The sequence below is a fragment of the Phenylobacterium sp. genome, from assembly GCF_965229015.1.
In the GTDB taxonomy this organism is placed as follows: domain Bacteria; phylum Pseudomonadota; class Alphaproteobacteria; order Caulobacterales; family Caulobacteraceae; genus Phenylobacterium.
The window spans coordinates 2,605,022-2,624,922 of the sequence record NZ_CBDDIM010000001.1; the positions used below are offsets into that span (position 1 = coordinate 2,605,022).

Sequence of the window (19,901 nt, forward strand, 5' to 3'; positions counted from 1 at the left end):
GATTCAAAGCGGCCGTCCCCCAGGGGCGGCCGCTTTTTCATGGCCGCGACAACCAAGCGTCACGCTGGGTCTTTACGCCCTCACCGGTGCAGCCTAACACCGGATCATTATGTCCCAGTCCGAGCCGTATAAGGCCCCGGCGCCGCGTTTTGCTGCGGCGTCGCTGATAGCCGTCATCTTTATCAACATGTTGGGCTTCGGGATCATCGTCCCGTTGTTGCCCTTCTACGCCAAGTCCTTCGACGCGGCGCCCTGGCAGATCGGGTTGATCTTCGGAGCCTATTCGGTGGGCGCCTTCTTCGGCGAACCCCTGTGGGGCCGGCTGTCGGACAAGTACGGCCGCAAGCCGCTGCTGATCTCCACCATCATGGGCAACTGCCTCTGCTACCTGGCGCTCGCCTTCGCCCCCAACATCTGGGTGGCCTTCGCCATCCGCCTGGTGGGCGGGCTGGCGGCCGGCAACGGCGCGGTGGTCCAGGGCTATATCGCCGACGTCACCCCCCCCGAGAAGCGCGCCCGCCAGATGAGCTATCAGGGCGCGGCCTGGAACGTCGGCCTGATCATCGGCCCCTCGGTGGGCGGCTTCTTCGCCCACGAGGGCATGGGCCCGGCCGGCTTCCGCATTCCGCTGTTCATCGCCTCGGGCCTGGCGGCCCTCTGCGTGATCGCCATCGCCATCGTCATCAAGGAGAGCCGGGTCCGCGAGGAGGGCATCAGCCACCGTCCCAGCCGCTGGGCGGCCGTCGGCGAGGCCGTCAGCCACCCGGTGATCGGCCGCATGATGCTGCTGACCTTCCTGGTGGGCTTCGCCTTCACCGGCATCGAGAGCCAGTTCGGCCTCTGGTCCCAGGCCCGCTTCGGCTGGGGTCCGCGCGACATCGCCGTCTGCTTCGCCTTCACCGGCGCGACGGCCTTCTTCTTCCAGACCATGGTCACCGGCCGCATGTCGGAAAAGTACGGCGAGGGTGTGATGCTGGCGGTCGGCATGGGCATGACGGCGGTGGCCGCGGCCCTGCAGATCTTCTCCATCAACGGCTACATGACCATCGCGCTGATGTGCCTCACCGCGGCGGGCCAGTCGGTGGCCTTCCCGAACGTGGGCGCGATCATCTCGCGCACCGCCGATCCGCATAGGCAGGGTCAGATCATGGGTCTCAACAACGCCACCGGCGCGCTGGCCCGGGTGACCGGCCCGATCTGCGCGGGCCTGATGGTGCCGCTGCTGCGGGACGGCCCCTTCATCCTGGGGGCCCTGGTGGTGACGCCGGCCATCCTGCTGGCGCTGTCGGCCACCCGGCGGGCCATCGCGCTGGGCAAGCTGAACGAACCCACCCCGTGAGCCTGACCGCCGAGAAGCAGGACCTTCGCGCGCTGGTCATCCTGCTGTCGGTGGTCTTCCTCAACATCGCCGGCTTCGGGGTGGTGATCCCGCTGCTGCCCTTCTTCGGCAAGGCCTTCGACGCCCCGGCCTGGCAGATCGCCCTGCTGTTCTCGATGTTCTCGGCGGGGCAGTTCCTGGGGGAGCCCTTCTGGGGACGCCTGTCGGACCGCGTCGGCCGCCGCCCGGTGCTGATCGTCACCATCGCCGTCAGCGCCCTTTGCTATGTGGCGCTCGCCTTCTCCCCCAACATCCTGGTGGCCTTCGTCGCCCGCTTCGCCGGCGGCTTCTTCGCCGGCAACATCTCGACCCTGCAGGGCTGCATGGCCGACATCACCCCGCCGGAGAAGCGCGCCGGCCGCATGGGGGTGATGGGCTCGGCCTTCTCCATGGGCTTCATGACCGGCCCGGCCCTGGGAGGCCTGCTGGCCCGGCCCGACCTCGGCCCCATCGGCTTCCAGCTGCCCCTGTTCGCCGCCGCCGGCCTTGGCCTGGCCTCGGCGCTCGGGGTGCTGCTCTTCGTGCGCGAGACCCGGCCCGGCACCCCCGACGTGCGGCCCCGCGGCCGTCAGGTGGCCCTGCGGGAGGCCTTCGCCCACCCGGTGATCGCCCGCATCCTGATCATCTCCTTCGTCATCGTCTCGGGCTTCGCCGGCATCGAGGCCACCTACGGCCTGTGGACCGCCGCCAAGTTCGGCTGGGGGCCGCAGCAGATCGGCCTGGCCTTCATGGTCATCGGGGTGATCGGCGCCTTCAGCCAGGGGATCGCCACCGGCTGGCTGGTGGGCCGCTTCGGCGAGCCCCGCGTGCTGATCGCCGGGCTGTGCCTGATGTTCGTCGGCATGCTGGTGCAGTTCACCTCCCTGGTCCCGGCCCAGGCGGTGCTGGGCCTGGCCATCGTCGGCTTCGGCCAGTCCATCTGCTTCCCGAACCTGGTGGGCCTGATCTCCAAGTCCACCCCGCCCGACCGCCAGGGGGAGATGCTGGGCCTCAACATGTCCAGCAATGCGCTGGCCCGCATCGGCGGCCCCATCTATGCGGGCCAGCTCTTTTCTCTGGTCTCGCCCGGCGCGCCCTTCGCGCTCACCGCCATCCTCATCGTGCCGGCCCTGATCCTGGCCCTGCAGGTGATCAAGCGCGTGCCGCGCGTCGCACCGGCCTAGGACCCGCCAAACAGGCCCGCCAGCAGGTTGATGGTGAGCGCCAGGACCACGGTGTTGAATGTGAAGGCCACGATGCCGTGGATGGTCCCGATCCGCCGCAGGGTCTTGGAGGTGAAGGTGACGTCGGCGGTCTGGGAGGCCACCCCGATCACCGTCGAGAAGTGGACGAAGTCCCAATAGTCCGGCGGCTCCCCGCCGGGAAAGCCCAGTCCCCCCACCACCTTGTCCCCGCCGAGCTCGGCGTCGGGGGCGTAGTACTCATGGGCGTAGTGCAGGGCGAAGATCAGGTGGACCATCAGCCAGGAGGCCGCCACCGTCCCGAAGGCCAGGGTCACCCGCAGCCCCTTCTCCAGCCCGTGCTCGCCCTTGGCCTGGGACAGCTCCAGGCCGATCGCCCAGACGCTGACCGCCGCGGCGACGGTGACCAGGGCCAGGATCACCCCCTGACCCTGGTCCTGGCTGGCCGCCTGGGCGCGTATCTCGGCCGGCGTCTTGTTCCCCATCATCCGCATCACCGCGACGACGAAGACCAGGCAGGTGGCGTCCCAGCCGAAGATGGCGCTGGTGCTGCCCCTCAGGCCGAAGGCGCCGCTCAGCGCCCAGACCACCAGACCCACCGTGATCGCCGCCAGCAGCCGCGGCCGCGCCAGGAACGCCCCGATCACCGGCGCCCGCAGCACCGGCGGGATCGGCTTGAGGACGGACTTGGGCGGGGACTTGGGCTTGGCGGCGGACTTGCGGGCCATGGAGCGCTCCGGATCGGGGGGCCATATGAACGCGCCCGGCCCCTGTTGTCCCTGGCGATGATGGCCCGCGAGCGGGACTCAAACCCTTGCTTTCCCGCACCCTTTCGCGTATTCGCCCTCCCCTTCGGAACCGTCTGGCCCAATGGCATGCCAGGACGGTTCATCAATACGCCAGAGGACGGGGCTCACGCTCCGCAGAGAAATGCCGAAACTGAAGACCAAGTCAGGCGCCAAGAAGCGCTTCAAACTCACCGCGTCGGGCATGATCAAGGCCGGCGTGGCGGGCAAGCGCCACCGGCTGATGAGCCACAGCGCCAAGTACATCCGACAAAACCGCGGCACCAAGGTCATGACGGCGTCTGACGCCAAGATCATCAAGACCTACCTGCCCTACGGCCTTTGATCGGAGAACTGACACATGGCACGCGTTAAAAGGGGCGTTGTCGCCCACGCCCGTCACAAGAAGGTTCTTGAGCAGGCCAAGGGCTTCTACGGCCGCCGCAAGAACACCATCCGCGCCGCCAAGGCCGCGGTGGACCGCGCCGGTCAGTACGCCTATCGCGACCGCAAGGTCCGTAAGCGTAACTTCCGCTCGCTGTGGATCCAACGCATCAACGCCGCGGCCCGCACCGAAGGTCTGACCTACGCCACCTTTATCCACGGCCTTGACCTGGCCGGGATCGAGATCGACCGCAAAGTCCTGTCGGACATCGCGGGCAATGACCCGGTCGCGTTTAAGGCCATCGCTGAGAAGGTTCGCGCCGCTCTGGCTTGAGGCCCGGGAGCTTTTCGCTCCTAAAGCATTCAAAGCCCTTCGGCCGAACCGCCGGAGGGCTTTTTGCTGTCCTCTTTCCGCGCCCTGTCACCCCCTCTAAGAACCGCGTGTCATGACCGCCAAACTCGAAGCCGACCTCACCGCCGCCATCGCCGCGGCCCCAGACCTCGCCACCCTGGAGGCCGTGCGCGTCGCGGCCCTGGGCAAGTCGGGCGCCATCTCCGACCTGCTCAAGTCCCTGGGCGCCATGTCCCCCGACGAGCGCCGCGAGCAGGGGCCGCTGATCAACGGCCTGCGCGACCGCGTGGCCGCCGCCATCGCAAGCCGCAAGGCGAGCCTGGAGGCCGCCGAGCTGGACGCCCGCCTGGCCGCCGAGCGGGTCGACCTCTCCCTGCCGCCGGCGCCCCGCCGCAAGGGCTCCGTCCACCCCACCATGCAGGTGATGGACGAGATGATCGCCATCTTCGCCGAGATGGGCTTCGCCCTGGCCGAGGGGCCGGACATCGAGACCGACTTCAACAACTTCACGGCGTTGAACTTCCCGCCCAAGCATCCGGCCCGCGAGATGCACGACACCTTCTTCCTGCCGGAGGACGAGAACGGCGAGCGCAAGGTGCTGCGCACCCACACCAGTCCCGTCCAGGTGCGGGTGATGAACCGCACCAACCAGAAGCCCGCCGCCCCCTGGATCGCCGCGGGCCAGGAGCCGCCGATCCGCGTCATCGTGCCGGGCCGCACCTTCCGCAAGGACTCAGACCAGACCCACACCCCGATGTTCCATCAGATCGAGGGCCTGGTGATCGACAAGACCATCCACATGGGCCACCTGAAGTGGACCCTGGAGACCTTCCTCGGCCGGTTCTTCGAGACCCCGGATGTGGTCACCCGCTTCCGCCCGCACCACTTCCCCTTCACCGAGCCCAGCGCCGAGATGGACGTTCAGTGCGACCGCTCCGGGGGCGAGGTGAAGATCGGCCAGGGCAGCGACTGGCTGGAGATCCTCGGCTGCGGGATGGTCCACCCCAATGTGCTGCGCAACTGCGGCCTGGACCCGGACGTCTGGCAGGGCTTCGCCTTCGGCTGCGGCGTCGACCGGCTCGGCGTGCTCAAGTACGGCATGCCCGACCTGCGCGATATGTTCGCCAGCGACGTCCGCTGGCTGCAGCACTACGGCTTCTCGGCCTTCGCCGCGCCGAACCCCGCCACCGGCCTGAGCTAAGGAGAGCATCATGAAGTTCACCCTCTCCTGGCTGCACGAGCACCTCGACACCGACGCCACGGCCCCCCAGGTGGTGGAGGCCATGACCATGGCCGGCCTGGAGGTCGAGCATGTCGACGACCCGGCTGCGAAGCTGGCCGCCTTCACCGTCGCCAGGATCGTGGAGGCCGTGCAGCACCCCAACGCCGACCGCCTGCGGGTCTGCCAGGTGGACACCGTCGACGGCCGCAAGGAGATCGTCTGCGGGGCCCCCAACGCCCGGACCGGCCTGACCACCATCTATGCCCCCATCGGCGCCTATGTGCCCGGCCTCGGCGTGACCCTGGTGGAGAAGCCGGTGCGCGGGGTGGTCTCCAACGGCATGCTCTGCTCGGCCTCCGAGCTGGAGGCCGCCAGTGAGTCCGACGGCATCATGGAGCTTCCGGACAGCCTGGCGGTGGGAACCCCCGCCGCCGTGGCGCTCGGCCTGGAAGCCGTGATCGACTTCGAGGTCACCCCCAACCGCCCCGATTGGCTGGGGGTCGTCGGCATCGCCCGCGACCTGGCCGCCGCGGGCCTCGGGACCCTGAAGGACGTTTCCATCGCCCCAGTCCCGGGGGCCTTCCCCAACCCCATCGAGATCAAGCTGCCCGCGCCGGAAGCCTGCCCGGCCTTCGCCGGCCGGCTGATCCGCGGCGTGAAGAACGGGCCGTCGCCGGCCTGGCTGGCCCAGCGCCTGACCTCCATCGGCCTGCGCTCCATCAACACCCTGGTGGATATCACCAACCTGATCACCTACGATCGCGCCCGGCCCCTGCACGTCTATGACGCCGCCAAGCTGACCGGCGGCTTCATCGAGGCCCGCATGGGCCGCGAAGGCGAGGAGGTCCCGGCCCTGGACGGCAAGACCTACGCCGTGACCCCGGAGATCTGCGTCATCGCCGACGGCTCCGGCGCCATCGGCCTGGGCGGGGTCATGGGCGGCGAGAGCACCGGCTGCTCGGAGGCCACCACCGACGTCTTCGTGGAAAGCGCCTGGTTCGATCCAATCCTGACGGCCCAGACCGGCCGGACGACGGGGATCAATTCCGACGCCCAGTACCGCTTCGCCCGCACCGTCGACCCGCAGTCCCTGGTCCCCGGCCTGGAGCTGGCCACCAAGCTGATCCTGGAGCTCTGCGGCGGCGAGGCCTCCGAGGTCACCTATGCCGGCGAGGCGCCCGCCCCGCCCACCGCGCTCACCTTCGACCGGGCCTATGTGAAGCAGCTTTCCGGCCTCAACATCGGGAACGCCCGGATCGACGAGATCCTCACCAAGCTCGGCTTCAAGGTCGAGGGCGACCAGGTCACCCCGCCCTCCTGGCGGCGCGACGTCGAGGGCAAGGCCGATCTCGTCGAGGAGGTGGCCCGCATCCAGGGCTATGACGCCCTGCCCGCCACGCCCCTGCCGGAGATCGCCCGGCCGGCCGGCGGCGTGCTCACCGTGCGCCAGGGCCGCGTCCGCGTGGCGCGGCGCGCCATGGCCGCCCGCGGCTATGCCGAGACCATCACCTGGAGCTTCCTGGCCCAGGCGACGGCGAAGCTGTTCGGCGGCGGCGATCCGAAGCTGGTCGTGACCAACCCCATCGCCTCGGACCTGGACTGCATGCGGCCCTCCATCCTGCCCAACCTCATCGAGGCGGCGGGCCGCAACGCCCGGCGCGGCTTCCCCGACGCCGCCCTGTTCGAGATCGGCCCGCTCTATCGCGGCGACGAACCGGAGGACCAGGTGACGGTGCTGGCGGCCCTGGTGGCCCCCCATCCGCCCCGGCGCTGGGACGGCGCCAAGTCCGATCCCCTGTTCGACCTCAAGGGCGACCTGATGGCGATCCTGGAGGAGATCGGCGCGCCGAACCTGCAGCTGGTTCAAGGCTCCACCTCCGACTGGTGGCATCCGGGCCGCTCGGCCCGCCTGCAGCTGGGACCCAAGACCGTGGTGGCCGAGTTCGGCGAACTGCACCCGCGCGTCCTCAAGGCCCTCGACGTCGACGGCCCCCTGCTGGCCTTGGAGCTCAACCTCGACGCCCTGCCCGAGGGCAAGAAGAAGTCCGGCAAGTCCCGGCCCGCCCTGGACGCCTCGGCCCTGATGCCCCTGTCGCGGGACTTCGCCTTCGTGGTGGGCGCCGACGTCCCGGCCGGCGACCTGGTCCGCCCGATCCTGGCCGCAGACAAGGCCCTGATCTCCGAGGCCCGGGTCTTCGACGTCTATTCCGGTCCCGGCGTGCCGGAGGGCTCAAAGTCGGTGGCGGTCGAGGTCCTGGTCCAGCCCCGCGAGAAGACCCTCACCGAGCCGGAGATCGAGGCCCTGTCGGCCAGGATCGTGGCGGCGGCGGAAAAGACCGTGGGCGCCAAGCTGCGGAGCTGAGGCCCACCTACTCCCGACCCTCGGTCAGGCGCTCGCGGGCCTCGCGCTCGACGTCGGCGATCAGGGCGTCGGCGGCGTCGTTCTTGGTCTCGATCACCGGATGCGGCGCGGGCTCGGGCGCGGGCTCGGCCTTCAGGCCCAGGGCCGTGAAGGCCTCGCCGCCCTCATGGCCGAACAGGCTGCGCACCCGCAGGTCCATCTGTGGGAAGGGGATCTCGATCTGGGCCGAGCGCAGGGCGTCCTCGATGGCCCAGGTATATGCCGCGTGCATGGCCGCCGGCCGCTTCACCGCGTCGAAGGTCGGCCACACCACCAGCTCGAAGTTGAGCGCTGAGTCCCCGAACCCGATGAGCCAGACCTGGGTCTTGCGGTCCTCGGTCTCCGGCAGGGTGAAGGGGGTGGCGCGGGCGGCCTGGATCACGACGTCGCGCACCACGGCCTTGTCGACCCCATAGGCCACCGAGAAGGGCACGTGAATCCGCCGGGTGCCGCCCTTCAGGGTCCAGTTGATCACCTGGCTCTCGATCAGCTTGGAATTGGGGATCACGACATTGAGCCCGTCGTTGGTGCGCACCCGCGCGGCCCGCGGCCCCACCTCGGCGATCACGCCGCGCACGCCGTTCTCCAGCTCGATGAAGTCGCCGACATGGACGTGCGGGTCGAAGATCATCACCAGGCCCGAGACGAACTCGCGGACGATCCCCTGCAGGCCAAGGCCCACCCCGACCCCCAGGGCCCCGGCGAAGACCGCCAGGGAGGTAAGGTCGATCCCCAGGGTCGACAGGGCCACGAAGAAGCCGGCCAGGACCAGGCCGTAACCCGACAGCTTCTCGACGATATAGATGATCGGCCGGCCGGCGCGGGCGCGGCCACGCCATCGGCCAAGGCCGCCCGACACCAGCCGGGCGGCGACGAATCCCGCCGCGACGATGACCGCGGCCACCGCCAGCTTGCCGGCCGGGACCAGCCATTGGCCGGTGGCGAACCAGGCCCAGACCGTGGCCGAGAGCTTCTCCAAGCGCGCACTCCTGCAAGGCGCCCGACGCGCGGACGTCGGACCTCCAGAGCTACGCCGTAAGCGCCTACTGGTTCCCCGCCACCTGCTCGAGCCGGCCGAGAATTCCCGGCCAGCCGCCGCCCATGCCGCGATAGCCCGGCTCGTCCTGCGGCCGGAACCCGGACTGCTCCATGCGCACCAGGACGCCGCCCTCGACCGGCGTCAGGGTCCAGGTGACCACGGTCTTCAGACCGTCGCGCGCCTGCTCCCCCGAGGCGTTCCAGCTGTAGACCAGCCGGGTCGGCGGCTCGAGCGCCAGCACCTCGCAGTCGGTCACCCCGTTCCAGCCCATCACCGGGGTCGCCCGGAAATTGAACCGGTGGCCCACCACCGGCTGGAAGTCGTTGGCCATCAGCCAGGTCTCGATCAGCGGGCCGGTGGTCAGGGCCCGCCAGATCTTCTCCGGCGGGTGCGGCATGGTCCGCTCGACGATGAGCGAGCGTTGGGCCGGGAGGTCGTTCATGGGTCCATCTCCTTGAGCAGGGCTTCCAGCCGGTCGAACCGCTCGTCCCAGAAGGCCCCGTAGAGGCTCATCCAATCCATCAGCGGCGCCAGGCCCTGGGCCCGGGCGCGGTAGCGGACATTGCGGCCCACCTTCTGCTCGGTCACCAGCCCCGCCAGCTTCAGGGCCGCCAGGTGCTGCGACACCGCCGGCTGGGAGACGCCGGCCCCGCGGGTCAGGTCGCCGACGCTCAGCTCCCCCTCCCGCGACAGCCGTTCGAACACCCCGCGACGCGTCGGGTCCGCCAGCGCCTTGAACAGATCGGCTTCCATGGGCAATTCATAAGTCTGCACTTATGGATGAGTCAATCGCTTGAATCGCCCCAGGCGCCATCCCATACACCCTGTATGTCCACGCCCGCCCCGACGCCGACCCACCGCCCCAAGCCCGTCCTCGAGCGTTGGCTGGAGACCGGCCTGTTCCGCGCCCGCTGGTTGATGGCGCCCTTCTATGTGGGCCTGATCCTGGCCCTGGCCGGCCTGGTGATCGTCTTCTTCAACGAGGCCTGGCACGAGCTCAGCCACATCACGACGATGAGCCCGGAGGAAGCCATCCTCATGGCGCTCTCCCTCATCGACCTGTCCCTGGCCGGCAACCTGCTGCTGATCGTCACCTTCTCGGGCTACGAGAACTTCGTCTCCAAGATCGACACCGGCGACGACGAGGACCGCCCGTCCTGGATGGGGACCGTGGATTTCTCGGGCCTGAAGATGAAGCTGATCGCCTCCATCGTGGCGATCTCCGGAATCGCCCTGCTGCGGGCCTTCATGCGGCTGTCGGAGAACGAGCCGATCCCGGACCGTACGCTCGGCTGGCTGGTGGGCATCCACCTGACCTTCGTGGTCTCCGGGGTCATGCTGGCCCTGATGGACCTGCTGGCCTCCAAGACCGACAAGCACTAGCGCTTAGGCGGGTCCTAGAAGGGCCAGGCCCGCCGCTTCCGGCTGAAGCCGAGATAGCCGATATTGGCGCCCAGGCGCAGGCCGACCCCGGCGCGGATCGGGGCCAGGATCACGTCATCGGAGCGCAAGTAGTTCACCCCCAGCCCGCCCACCAGATAGGCCGAGCCCTCGACGCCGGGGAAGCGCTGGAACAGCACCTCCGGGTACTGCAGATTGTAGCAGAGGGTGAAGACGCGGCTGGCGTTGCCCCCCAGGTCCCAGCCCACTGACGGGCCCTGCCAGTAGACCTCGATCGGCTGGCGGTTCTTCATGTAGAGCAGGCCGTGGCCGTAGCGGGCGCCGACGGAGATCGCGCCGGAGGCCTCCTGGCCCGCGATATAGGCGGTGGGCCGGCCGTTCTCCTTGAACACCCGCTCGATGGCCCCGCCGGCGGCCTCGGCGGTGACCCCCAGGAAGTCGGAGACGTTGTTGACCATCTCCTCGCGGGTGAAGGGCTCGGCCGGCGTCGGATAGTCGGGGGTCTGGCTGGGGGGCGGCGGCCCGCCCTGGGTCTGGGGCTGGGCCTGGGCGGCCCCCGCGGCGCTCAGCGTGGCGAGGCCTGAAACGATCAGTGTGCGGCGATCCATGGCGAGTCCTTGATGACGGCGAGGCGAACCTCCCATCCCTCGGCGCCATCAATGCGGCGGCTCAGCTTAACGTCCGATTAAGCATGATCGGCGGCGGACCCTCGCAGGGGCCGCCGAATGTGCTAGAGGCTGGCGCACCATGAGCACGCCTCTCTCCCACATCCGTAACTTCTCCATCGTCGCCCATATCGACCACGGCAAGTCGACCCTGTCCGATCGCCTGATCCAGGAGACCGGCGGCCTCACCAAGCGTGAGATGACCGAGCAGGTCCTCGACAACATGGAGATCGAGCGCGAACGCGGCATCACCATCAAGGCCCAGACCGTCCGCCTGGACTACAAGGCCCGCGACGGCGAGACCTATGTCCTGAACCTGATGGACACCCCGGGCCACGTCGACTTCGCCTATGAGGTCAGCCGCAGCCTGGCCGCCTGCGAGGGCTCCATCCTGGTGGTGGACTCCAGCCAGGGCGTCGAGGCCCAGACGCTCGCCAACGTCTACCAGGCCATCGACAACAATCACGAGATCGTCCCGGTCCTCAACAAGATCGACCTGCCCGCCGCCGAGCCCGAGCGGGTGCGCCAGCAGATCGAGGACGTCATCGGCATCGACGCCTCCGAAGCCGTGCTCTGCTCGGCCAAGACCGGCGAGGGCATCGCCGAGGTGCTGGAGGCCGTGGTCACCCGCCTGCCGCCGCCGAAAGGCGACCGCGACGCCCCGCTCAAGGCCCTGCTGGTGGACGCCTGGTACGACCCCTATCTGGGCGTCGTTGTCCTGGTGCGCGTCATCGACGGGGTGCTGAAGGCCGGGATGAAGGTGCGCATGATGAATGCGGGCGTCACCCACTCCATCGACCGCATCGGCGTCTTCAAGCCCAAACAGACCGAGGTGGCCGAGCTCGGCCCCGGCGAGATCGGCTACATCACCGCCCAGATCAAGCAGGTGGCCGACGCCGCCGTCGGCGACACCATCACCGAGGAGCGCCGCCAGACCGCGACGGCCCTGCCGGGCTTCCGCGTCGCCCAGTCGGTGGTGTTCTGCGGCCTGTTCCCGGTGGACGCCGCCGACTTCGAGGACCTGCGCGCCGCCATCGGCCGCCTGCGCCTGAACGACGCCTCCTTCACCTACGAGATGGAGACCAGCGCGGCGCTCGGCTTCGGCTTCCGCTGCGGGTTCCTCGGGCTCCTCCACCTGGAGATCATCCAGGAGCGTCTCTCCCGCGAGTTCGACCTCGACCTGATCGCGACCGCGCCCTCCGTGGTCTACAAGATCGGCCTCACCGACGGCTCGGAGATGGAGCTGCACAACCCGGCCGACCTGCCCGACCCGGTGAAAATCTCCACCATCGCCGAGCCCTGGATCAAGGCCACCATCCTGACCCCCGACGAGTATCTCGGCTCGGTGATCAAGCTGTGCCAGGACCGCCGCGGCGAGCAGCGGGAGCTCTCCTATGTCGGCTCCCGCGCCCTGGTGGTCTACGACCTGCCGCTGAACGAGGTGGTCTTCGACTTCTACGACCGGCTGAAGAGCGTCTCCAAGGGCTACGCCTCCTTCGACTACGCCATCGAGGACTACCGGGTCGGCAACCTGGTGAAGATGTCGATCCTGGTGAACTCCGAGCCGGTGGACGCGCTTTCGATGCTGGTCCACGCCGACCGCGCCGAGGCCCGGGGCCGCGGCATGGTGGAGAAGATGAAGGACCTCATCAGTCCCCACATGTTCCAGATTCCGATCCAGGCGGCCATCGGCGGCCGGATCATCGCGCGTGAGACCGTCCGCGCCCTGCGCAAGGACGTGACGGCCAAGTGCTACGGCGGCGACATGAGCCGCAAGCGCAAGCTGCTGGACAAGCAGAAGGCCGGCAAGAAGCGCATGCGCCAGTTCGGCAAGGTGGAGATCCCGCAGGAGGCCTTCATCGCGGCGCTGAAGATGGACGCCGATTAGGCAGCTCCACACCGCAGCGTTGTGGAATAACCGGGTTATGGGATAGGCTGGAAGCTTCACCGGTCCGCGCGCGGCTGACGCTCAGCCTGGCGGCGGCCCGACAGAGGTCCTCGCCATGTCCCAGCGCGTCCTTCGCCGTGCCGCCGCGGCCGCCGCCTTCTCGACCCTGGCGCTGGCGAGCCTCGCCTACGCCCAGGGCCGCCCCGGGCCCATAACCGTCTCCCCCGGCGCCATGCGGGCCATGACCGCCGATCCGCGCGACGCCCAGATCAAGGCCCTGCAGAACGAGGTCGTCTCCCTGCACGCGGAGGTGAACACCCTGACGGTGCTGGCCAAGAACCAGGCCAACCTCCAGTCGGCCCTGAGCGAACAGGTCAACACCCTGCAGGCCAAGTACGCCAACCACACCCACGACGTCCCCACCGCCGGCGGCTCCTTCGGCTGGGTCAACCCGCTCGAATGCAGCCCCAATCCCGGCGGGCCCGGCTACAACTGCACGCCCTTCCCGCTGTCGACGCCCGGCAAGTACCTTGGGGCGGGGACCATGCTGCAGACCAAGCCGCCGAAATAGGCCTCAGCCGTCCAGCTCGGGATAGTGGCGGAAGATCCCCGTCTCGTTGAAGGCTATCCTTCGCGGCGAGGCCAGGTAGGCGGCGATATTGGGCCGCGTGCGCGCCCGCTCGGTGAGCGCCAGGACCCTCGGAAGCTTCGCGCCCGCCCGCGCCATGGCTCTGGGAAAGGCGTAGGTCAGGCCCTCCGCCACCTGGAACAGCGAGAGGTCGGCATAGGTCACCGCCGCGCCGGTCAGCCAGGCGTCGTCCCCCTGGCCCGCCAGGATGGTCTCGAACCAGCCCAGGTACTTGGGGATCCGGTCGTCGCGGAAGGCCTTGGCGCGCACCTTGGCGGCGTCGGCCTGGTCCTCGTAATAGTCGCCGACATCCAGGGGATGGTGGGTGTCGTGGGCCTCGGCCACCAGGTCGGCGATCGTCAGCTGCATCTGGTTGACCCACAGCCGCCCGGCCTCGTCCGCAGGCGCCAGGTGCAGCCTGGGCCCCAGGTGCAGCAGGATGTTGGCCGTCTGGCCGATCACCAGGTCGCCGTCCACCAGGAAGGGCGGGGCGAAGGGCGGCGGATCGGCCTTGGCCATGCGGGCCATCAGGGCGCGCTCGCCCCCGCCCTCGATCTCCGGCCCCCGGGCCACGTCGCGATAGCGGGCGCCGGCGTCCTCCAGGGCTAGGCGCACGAACTCGCCCCGCCCCTGCAGGCCCGGCCAGTAATGCAGCTCATAGGTCACATCGTCCTCCTTGCCCGAGGGCCACGCCCTCGCCTAGAAAGCGCCATCAAGCTTGGCTATGCCGCCCCATCACTGAGGAGTTCTTCGATGCGCAAGGTTCTGGTTCTCGCCGTCACCGCCGCCGCCCTGCTCACCGCGGCCTGCAACACCGTCTCCGGCATGGGCCGCGACGTCTCCGCCGCCGGCAAGGCCGTCAGCGGCGCCGCCGACGACGCCAAGCACTAAGGCGCCAGGGCGAGAGTCAGGCGTCCTCCTCACGGGAGGCCGCCTCGGCGATCTTGACCCGGTCCTCCGGCGGCGACACCGCCGGATCGGCCTGGGCCATCTTGTCCTCGGCGGGCGTGGTGGGGCCAGTATGGCCATGCACGCCCTTGTCGCCGCTCGGCGCCGGTCGGTCGGAATTCATGAGGCTTCTCCGCGTCTTGCTCATCAATGGGTTGCGCGGGCGAGACGTTCCCGCTGGCGCGGTGGGACCTAACGACGCGCCACGAATGGGGAACCCCAAGCCCCGCCTGGGATTGCGAAGATCATGTACCCGATGCGACCCCCCGTCACCTTGGACTCCTCCGGCCCGGCTTCCCATATGCCGGCCATGTCCCGTCAAGAACCCCCCAGCCTGACCCAGGCCATGACCCGCGGCCTCCGCGGCAAGTGCCCCCACTGCAACCAGGGCGCCCTCTACTGGCGCTATCTGAAGGTCGAGCCCCGCTGCCAGGCCTGCGGCCACGACCTGTCCCAGTACCCCGCCGACGACGGCCCGGCCTATTTCACCATCCTGATCGTCGGCCACCTGCTGGTGGCGCCCCTGCTGTTCTTCCCGATCATCTGGCAGGCGCCCACCGCCATCATGGTGCCCGCCACCCTGATCCCGCTGGCCGGCGCGACCCTGGCCCTGCTGCCCCGGGTCAAGGGCGCCTTCATCGGCCTGCTCTATGTCCTGCGGATCAAGGAGCGGGACGCCCACCTGCACACCGCCGACATGGCCGACTAGGGCGTGGCGGCCTGACGTGGCAACCGGTTCAGGCGCCGGCCACGCTCTAATCTCAAGGATGGAGCCCTTTTCGCCCGTTCAGATCCTCTGAAAGGAAAGGGCGCCAGCAACCTTCGGCGCTCAGGCTCGTTTCCCGGCCTTACCGCCTGGCCATCCGGTCAGGCTCTTGGGAGGCTAGAGCCATGTCGCTGGGGACCATTCTACTCATCATTCTCGTGCTCGCCCTGATCGGCGCCCTGCCCACCTGGGGCCACTCGCGCTCCTGGGGCTACCTGCCCTCCGGCGGCCTGGGCCTGGTGCTGGTGATCGTGCTGATCCTGGTCCTGATGGGCCGGATATAGGCAGACCGGCCTTCGCTTAGGTCAAAACACCCTCTAGCATCCCCCCGAGCCAGTTTCGTTCGGGGGGATGTATGACGGTCACGGAAAGCGGCGGCGAACTGCCGCCCGAGGCGATGGCGCCGGGGCTCACCTCCCTGCAGCGCGCCAAGGCGATCCTCGGGGGATCGGCCGGCAATTTCGTGGAGTGGTACGACTGGTTCGCCTACTCCTCCTTCACCCTCTACTTCGCCAAGCACTTCTTCCCCAAGGGGGATGAGACCGCCCAGCTGCTGCAGGCCGCCGCGGTGTTCGCCGTGGGCTTCCTGGCCCGGCCTATCGGCGCCTGGTTCATGGGCCTCTACGCCGACCGCGCCGGCCGCAAGAAGGCGCTGACCGTCTCGGTCTCGATGATGTGCGCCGGCTCCTTCGCCATCGCCATCATCCCCGACTACGGCATGATCGGGACCGCCGCGCCGGTGGCCCTGGTGCTGGCCCGCCTGGTCCAGGGCCTGTCGCTGGGGGGCGAGTACGGCGCCAGCGCCACCTACATGTCCGAGATGGCCGGCAAGAAGCGCCGCGGCTTCTGGTCCAGCTTCCAGTTCGTCACCCTGATCATGGGCCAGCTCACCGCGCTCGGCGTGCTCATCCTGCTGCAGCACGTCCTGCCCAAGGCCGACCTCGAGGAATGGGGCTGGCGCATCCCCTTCGCCATCGGCGGGGTGCTGGCCATCGTGGTGTTCTGGATCCGCACCGGCCTGCAGGAGAGCCAGTCCTATCTCACCGCCCAGGCCGAGGGGGCCGAGCGTTCGCGGACCATGCTGCTGTTCGCCAAGTTCCCCAAGGAGACGGCCACCATCTTCGCCCTGACCTCGGCGGGCTCCTTGGCCTTCTACGCCTACACGACCTACATGCAGAAGTTCCTGGTCAACACCTCGGGCTTCTCCAAGGACGCCGCCACCGGGGTCACCGCCGCCGCGCTGGGGGTCTACATGTTCGCCCAGCCGATCTTCGGCGCCCTGTCGGACAGGATCGGCCGCAAGACCACCCTGGCCGCCGCCTTCCTGCTGGGAACGATCTTCACCTATCCGATCTTCTCCCAGATCGCGGTGACGAAGGACCCGATGATGGCCTTCGCCCTGATGTGCGCCCTGGTGCTGATCCTGTCGGGCTACACCGCCGTCAACGCGGTGCTGAAGGCCGAGCTGTTCCCCGCCCACGTCCGCGCCCTGGGCGTCGCCCTGCCCTACGCCACCGCCAATGCGGTGTTCGGCGGCACGGCGGAATATGTCGCCCTCTGGTTCAAGAAGGAGGGCATGGAGAGCGGCTTCTACGTCTATGTCGCCAGCATCATGGGCCTGGCCTTCCTGGTGGCGCTCACCCTGCGCAACACCAACCGCCACAGCCTGATCACCGAGGATTGACCGCGTGAAACTGGTGCTCTCGCCCCTCGACCTCACCGCCCTGATCGTCTTCCTGGTGGTCTGGCTGGCCTATGAGCCCCTGCTCAAGGTCGTGGCGCGGGGCAAGGCAGCCATCACCACCGACATGACCGTCATCCGGGTGGCCTGGATGAGGAACATGGCCGGGCGCGAGAACAAGTTCATGGACGGCCAGCTGCTGGGTCACGCCCTGAACTCGGCCTCCTTCTTCGCCTCCTCCAACCTGATCCTGATCGCCGGCGCCGCGGGCGTGCTGTTCGGGGGCGAGTCCACCTTCCGCAGCGCCTCCAGCCTGATCGCCGTCCAGACCTCCTCGCGCCTGCTGTTCGAGGGCCAGATCGCCCTCGTCCTGGTGGCGCTGGCCCGCGGCCTGCTGGATTTCATCTGGTCCATCCGCCAGATGAACTACTGCATCGCCGCCGTCGGGGCCGCCCCCGACACCGAGGACGAAGCCTTCAAGGCCGCCTATGGCGAGGCCGCCGCCCGCCTGCTCAATCCGGCGCTCTCGGCCTTCAACGCCGGGGTGCGGGGCTACTACTTCTCCCTGGCGGCGGCGGCCTGGCTGTTTGGCCCCATCGCCTTCATGACCGCCACCCTGGGCGCCGTCAGCCTGCTGCTCTGGCGCCAGCGCCGCTCCAAGGCCGCCGGCGCCATCGCCGACCTCCGCAGGCTGCTGCAGGGCGGCTAGAACGCAATTCCTCCCCCAGGCCGACGGCCGTTTCGGGGGAGGTGGCGCGCGGGCCAAGCCCGCGTGACGGAGGGGCTGGGGCCCGTTGAACCCGCACAGCCCGAACCCCCTCCACCGCTTCGCGGTCCCCCTCCCCCGCGGGGGGAGGAACTTCAGAGCCCCAGCTCCGCCCTCTGCTTCCGCGTCAGCTTGGCGGCCACCAGGCCGTGCGCGGTCTTCAGCCAGTCGGCGACCTCCTCGGGATCCAGCGCCGCCAGGTCGTCGAAGGACACCCACCTGGCCCGCGCCAGATAGGGCGCCGGCCGGGCCATGCCGCTCTGGGTCATCACCTCGTAGGCCAGGTCCGTGACCTTGAACATCAGGCCTCCGGCCAGGCCGGCGATGGCGAAGATCCTGCCGCCCACCTTGTAGACGTCGCTGCCGCCCCACTGGACGACCTTGGTGACGGCGGGCAGGGCCAGGCAGGCCGCATCCAACTCTGCGGGGGTCATGAGGCTCCTCGGCGGCCGGCGCTCAACATAGGGTGAGGATGCGGCTTTTACACGCCGCCCCCGGCTGACGGCGCGCCGCTTTCATGACAGTGTTATGCGAAACGCCAGGGAGGTCGGCGATGGGTAGGCAATGGCGCGAGGCGCTGGTCCTGGGGGCGCTGCTCAGCCTCGGCGCGGCGGGCGCCGCCTGGAGCTCGGGCGGCGGCGGCGGCGGTGGCGGGGACATGCCCAGCATGTCGGCCCCGTCCTACGACCCGGCCGCCGAATATGTGAAGGCCATCCAGGCTCTCAACGACAAGAAGTACAAGGACGCCGAGCGCGCCCTGACCCACGTGGTGGACGCCGCCCCGAAGAACGCCGAGGCCTGGCGCCTGCTGGGGGTCGCCAACGCCGGCCAGAACGACCTGAAGGGCGCCCGGCGGGCCTATGAGAAGGCCGCGAAGCTCGAGCCCGACAGCATCGAGGCCCATCGCGGGCTGGGGGCGGCCCTGGGCGGGCTGAAGGACCCCAAGGCCCAGGGCGAGCTGGACTGGCTCAAGGCCCGCGCCGCCGCCTGCGGAACCTGCGGCGAGGCCCAGGCCCTGGAGGCCGCGGTCAAGGCGGTGGAGAGCGCCATGGCCGGCTCGGCGGTCGCCGCCTCGGGCTCCCTGCTGTTCGCCGGCCCGGCCGCCGGGGACCGCGCCTATGTCGCCGCCGTCAGCCTGATCAACGAGCATCGCTATGACGAGGCCCTCGCCTCCCTCGCCGCCGCCCGCGAGGCTCTGGGGCCGCACCCCGACATCCTCACCTACCAGGGCTACACCTGGCGCAAGAAGGGCCAGTTCGACCGGGCCGAGACCTATTACCGCCAGGCCCTGGCCATCGCGCCGCGGCACCGGGGCGCCACCGAATACTATGGCGAGCTGAAGGTGGAGCGCGGCGACCTGGCCGGGGCCCGGGTCATGCTGGCGAGGCTCGACCGGATTTGCGCCTATGGCTGCGCCGAGGCCGAGGAGCTGCGCCGTTGGGTCGACGCCGGCCGCGAGCCCTAGCCGCCGCCTTCGCCCTGCTCGGGATCGCGGCGGCGCAGGCCGCCGACACGCCCCTGCGCGCCCAGCGCTGGCTGGCGCCGCGGGCCGACGTCGTCCGCGCCCTCACCACCGCCCCGCCCGAGTGCCTGTCGCCCGCGCCGGACCCCGAGACGCGCCTGGCCGTCGAGATCGGCCGCGCCGCCTTCCGCACCCCCACGGTCCTGGGGGGCCAGGCCGCCCGCGCCGGGGTCGCCTGCGAGACCTGCCACCGCTCGGGCCGCGACAATCGCGACTTCCAGTTCCCCGGCGTCTCCGGGGCGCCGGGCACGGCCGACGTCACCTCCTCCCTGTTCAGCTCCCATCGCGGCGACGGGATCGACGATCCGGTCCCGATTCCCGACCTCAGCGGCCCCCGCGCCAACCTCAAGGTCGCCCCCGCCGGGCTCTCGCCCTTCATCCACGGCCTGATCACCGAGGAGTTCGACGGTCCCGAGCCCCCCGCCGCCGTGCTGGCGGGCCTCGTGGCCTATGTCGGCGCCCTGTCACCGTCGGCCTGCCCCCGCGCCCTGGCCGACCCCGTGGCGGTTAAGGGCCTGATGTCCGACGCGCGCCGGGCCATCGCCGCCGCCCAGGCCCTGGCCGCCCGCGGTGACCGCCCCGCGGCGGTGGTCATGGTCGCCGCCGCCCGCGCCCGCCTCTTCCTCATCGACGAGCGCTACGCGGCCCTACCCGGCTCCCGCCGCGCCCTGCGCGCCGCCGACGCCCGCCTGGCCGCCCTGGCCCAGGCCCTGCGCGAGGGTCGCCCAGAGGCCGGCGCCGACCTCGCCCGGTGGTCCGCCGACAGCGTGAAACTGGAGGCCGCGCTCACCCGCCGCGAGGGCCGCTCGCTGTTCGATCCGAACCATCTTGCCGCGGCGGTCGGACGCCGCTTGCCCCGGGAACCTTCCTGAGTATATTGCGCGCCTTCGCGGG

The 19,901-nt window shown here is 69.7% G+C and carries 24 protein-coding genes; 16 read left to right on the top strand and 8 right to left on the bottom strand.

Annotated elements, in window-relative coordinates:
• Positions 1-109: 109 nt before the first annotated feature.
• The gene (locus ACO06I_RS13125; protein WP_421933010.1) at positions 110-1,339 is read left to right on the top strand and encodes an MFS transporter; all 1,230 of its coding nucleotides are present in this window, start codon (positions 110-112) and stop codon (positions 1,337-1,339) included.
• Positions 1,336-2,541: an MFS transporter gene (locus ACO06I_RS13130; RefSeq protein ID WP_421933011.1), complete on the top strand. Its 1,206-nt coding sequence runs from the start codon at positions 1,336-1,338 to the stop codon at positions 2,539-2,541. The genes ACO06I_RS13125 and ACO06I_RS13130 overlap by 4 nt, the downstream gene beginning before the upstream one ends.
• Here ACO06I_RS13130 and ACO06I_RS13135 read toward each other — a convergent pair.
• A complete protein-coding gene (locus tag ACO06I_RS13135; RefSeq protein WP_421933012.1) occupies positions 2,538-3,287 on the bottom strand; it encodes a DUF1345 domain-containing protein in 750 nt (249 codons plus the stop codon). The genes ACO06I_RS13130 and ACO06I_RS13135 overlap by 4 nt on opposite strands.
• Before the next feature lie 202 nt (positions 3,288-3,489).
• Here ACO06I_RS13135 and rpmI point away from each other — a divergent pair, with 202 nt between their 5' ends.
• The 4 genes from rpmI to pheT all read left to right on the top strand — a co-directional run bounded on the left by rpmI (position 3,490) and on the right by pheT (position 7,664).
• Positions 3,490-3,690 carry a 50S ribosomal protein L35 gene (gene rpmI / locus ACO06I_RS13140; protein WP_304701667.1) on the top strand — a complete coding sequence of 67 codons (201 nt, stop codon included), beginning with the start codon at positions 3,490-3,492 and terminating at the stop codon, positions 3,688-3,690.
• A 15-nt stretch (positions 3,691-3,705) separates the two neighbouring features.
• Positions 3,706-4,062, top strand: a complete 357-nt coding sequence (rplT, locus tag ACO06I_RS13145) for a 50S ribosomal protein L20 (protein WP_421933013.1) — start codon at positions 3,706-3,708, stop codon at positions 4,060-4,062.
• 112 nt (positions 4,063-4,174) lie between these two features.
• Positions 4,175-5,281 carry a phenylalanine--tRNA ligase subunit alpha gene (pheS, locus tag ACO06I_RS13150; RefSeq protein ID WP_421933014.1) on the top strand — a complete coding sequence of 369 codons (1,107 nt, stop codon included), beginning with the start codon at positions 4,175-4,177 and terminating at the stop codon, positions 5,279-5,281.
• Between the two features lie 10 nt (positions 5,282-5,291).
• On the top strand, positions 5,292-7,664 hold the full coding sequence (pheT, locus tag ACO06I_RS13155; protein ID WP_421933015.1) for a phenylalanine--tRNA ligase subunit beta: 2,373 nt from the start codon (positions 5,292-5,294) through the stop codon (positions 7,662-7,664).
• Between the two features lie 7 nt (positions 7,665-7,671).
• Here pheT and ACO06I_RS13160 read toward each other — a convergent pair whose 3' ends face one another.
• The 3 genes from ACO06I_RS13160 to ACO06I_RS13170 all read right to left on the bottom strand — a co-directional run bounded on the left by ACO06I_RS13160 (position 7,672) and on the right by ACO06I_RS13170 (position 9,495).
• Complete coding sequence (locus ACO06I_RS13160) at positions 7,672-8,682, bottom strand: mechanosensitive ion channel family protein (RefSeq protein ID WP_421933016.1); 1,011 nt, start codon at positions 8,680-8,682, stop codon at positions 7,672-7,674.
• Positions 8,683-8,746: 64 nt separating this feature from the next.
• Positions 8,747-9,184 (bottom strand): SRPBCC family protein, encoded by a 438-nt coding sequence (locus ACO06I_RS13165; RefSeq protein WP_421933017.1) that lies wholly within the window; start codon positions 9,182-9,184, stop codon positions 8,747-8,749.
• Positions 9,181-9,495 (bottom strand): ArsR/SmtB family transcription factor, encoded by a 315-nt coding sequence (locus tag ACO06I_RS13170; protein WP_421933018.1) that lies wholly within the window; start codon positions 9,493-9,495, stop codon positions 9,181-9,183. Before ACO06I_RS13170 ends, ACO06I_RS13165 begins: the two co-directional genes overlap by 4 nt.
• 75 nt (positions 9,496-9,570) lie before the next feature.
• On the opposite strand from ACO06I_RS13170, the gene ACO06I_RS13175 reads away from it, so the two are divergent.
• Positions 9,571-10,125 carry a TIGR00645 family protein gene (locus ACO06I_RS13175; RefSeq protein ID WP_421933019.1) on the top strand — a complete coding sequence of 185 codons (555 nt, stop codon included), beginning with the start codon at positions 9,571-9,573 and terminating at the stop codon, positions 10,123-10,125.
• A 14-nt stretch (positions 10,126-10,139) separates the two neighbouring features.
• Here the strand turns inward: ACO06I_RS13175 and ACO06I_RS13180 are convergent, their stop codons facing one another.
• Complete coding sequence (locus ACO06I_RS13180) at positions 10,140-10,751, bottom strand: DUF1134 domain-containing protein (protein ID WP_421933020.1); 612 nt, start codon at positions 10,749-10,751, stop codon at positions 10,140-10,142.
• Positions 10,752-10,890: 139 nt separating this feature from the next.
• Here ACO06I_RS13180 and lepA point away from each other — a divergent pair, with 139 nt between their 5' ends.
• Positions 10,891-12,696 carry a translation elongation factor 4 gene (gene lepA / locus ACO06I_RS13185; protein ID WP_421933021.1) on the top strand — a complete coding sequence of 602 codons (1,806 nt, stop codon included), beginning with the start codon at positions 10,891-10,893 and terminating at the stop codon, positions 12,694-12,696.
• A gap of 115 nt (positions 12,697-12,811) precedes the next feature.
• A complete protein-coding gene (locus ACO06I_RS13190) occupies positions 12,812-13,267 on the top strand; it encodes a hypothetical protein (RefSeq protein ID WP_421933022.1) in 456 nt (151 codons plus the stop codon).
• Positions 13,268-13,270: 3 nt separating this feature from the next.
• Here the strand turns inward: ACO06I_RS13190 and ACO06I_RS13195 are convergent, their stop codons facing one another.
• Positions 13,271-13,990 (bottom strand): glutathione S-transferase, encoded by a 720-nt coding sequence (locus ACO06I_RS13195; protein ID WP_421933023.1) that lies wholly within the window; start codon positions 13,988-13,990, stop codon positions 13,271-13,273.
• Between the two features lie 87 nt (positions 13,991-14,077).
• On the opposite strand from ACO06I_RS13195, the gene ACO06I_RS13200 reads away from it, so the two are divergent.
• Entirely contained in the window at positions 14,078-14,215 is a 138-nt protein-coding gene (locus ACO06I_RS13200; protein WP_421933024.1) for an entericidin A/B family lipoprotein, read from the top strand.
• A 16-nt stretch (positions 14,216-14,231) separates the two neighbouring features.
• Here ACO06I_RS13200 and ACO06I_RS13205 read toward each other — a convergent pair whose 3' ends face one another.
• Positions 14,232-14,396, bottom strand: a complete 165-nt coding sequence (locus ACO06I_RS13205) for a hypothetical protein (protein ID WP_421933025.1) — start codon at positions 14,394-14,396, stop codon at positions 14,232-14,234.
• A 186-nt stretch (positions 14,397-14,582) separates the two neighbouring features.
• On the opposite strand from ACO06I_RS13205, the gene ACO06I_RS13210 reads away from it, so the two are divergent.
• From ACO06I_RS13210 to ACO06I_RS13225, 4 genes are all read left to right on the top strand, one after another.
• Complete coding sequence (locus ACO06I_RS13210; protein ID WP_421933026.1) at positions 14,583-14,981, top strand: DUF983 domain-containing protein; 399 nt, start codon at positions 14,583-14,585, stop codon at positions 14,979-14,981.
• Positions 14,982-15,163: 182 nt separating this feature from the next.
• Complete coding sequence (locus ACO06I_RS13215; protein ID WP_421933027.1) at positions 15,164-15,322, top strand: DUF3309 family protein; 159 nt, start codon at positions 15,164-15,166, stop codon at positions 15,320-15,322.
• Between the two features lie 71 nt (positions 15,323-15,393).
• Entirely contained in the window at positions 15,394-16,722 is a 1,329-nt protein-coding gene (locus ACO06I_RS13220; protein ID WP_421933028.1) for an MFS transporter, read from the top strand.
• Positions 16,718-17,428: a DUF599 domain-containing protein gene (locus ACO06I_RS13225; protein ID WP_421933629.1), complete on the top strand. Its 711-nt coding sequence runs from the start codon at positions 16,718-16,720 to the stop codon at positions 17,426-17,428. Before ACO06I_RS13220 ends, ACO06I_RS13225 begins: the two co-directional genes overlap by 5 nt.
• Positions 17,429-17,580: 152 nt before the next feature.
• Here ACO06I_RS13225 and ACO06I_RS13230 read toward each other — a convergent pair whose 3' ends face one another.
• Complete coding sequence (locus ACO06I_RS13230; RefSeq protein ID WP_421933029.1) at positions 17,581-17,919, bottom strand: MmcQ/YjbR family DNA-binding protein; 339 nt, start codon at positions 17,917-17,919, stop codon at positions 17,581-17,583.
• Between the two features lie 119 nt (positions 17,920-18,038).
• Between ACO06I_RS13230 and ACO06I_RS13235 the strand changes: the two genes are divergently transcribed.
• Together ACO06I_RS13235 and ACO06I_RS13240 are read left to right on the top strand one after the other, a co-directional pair.
• Positions 18,039-18,950: a tetratricopeptide repeat protein gene (locus tag ACO06I_RS13235; protein WP_421933030.1), complete on the top strand. Its 912-nt coding sequence runs from the start codon at positions 18,039-18,041 to the stop codon at positions 18,948-18,950.
• Positions 18,923-19,879 (top strand): hypothetical protein, encoded by a 957-nt coding sequence (locus ACO06I_RS13240; protein WP_421933031.1) that lies wholly within the window; start codon positions 18,923-18,925, stop codon positions 19,877-19,879. Before ACO06I_RS13235 ends, ACO06I_RS13240 begins: the two co-directional genes overlap by 28 nt.
• The last annotated feature ends 22 nt before the right edge of the window (positions 19,880-19,901 follow it).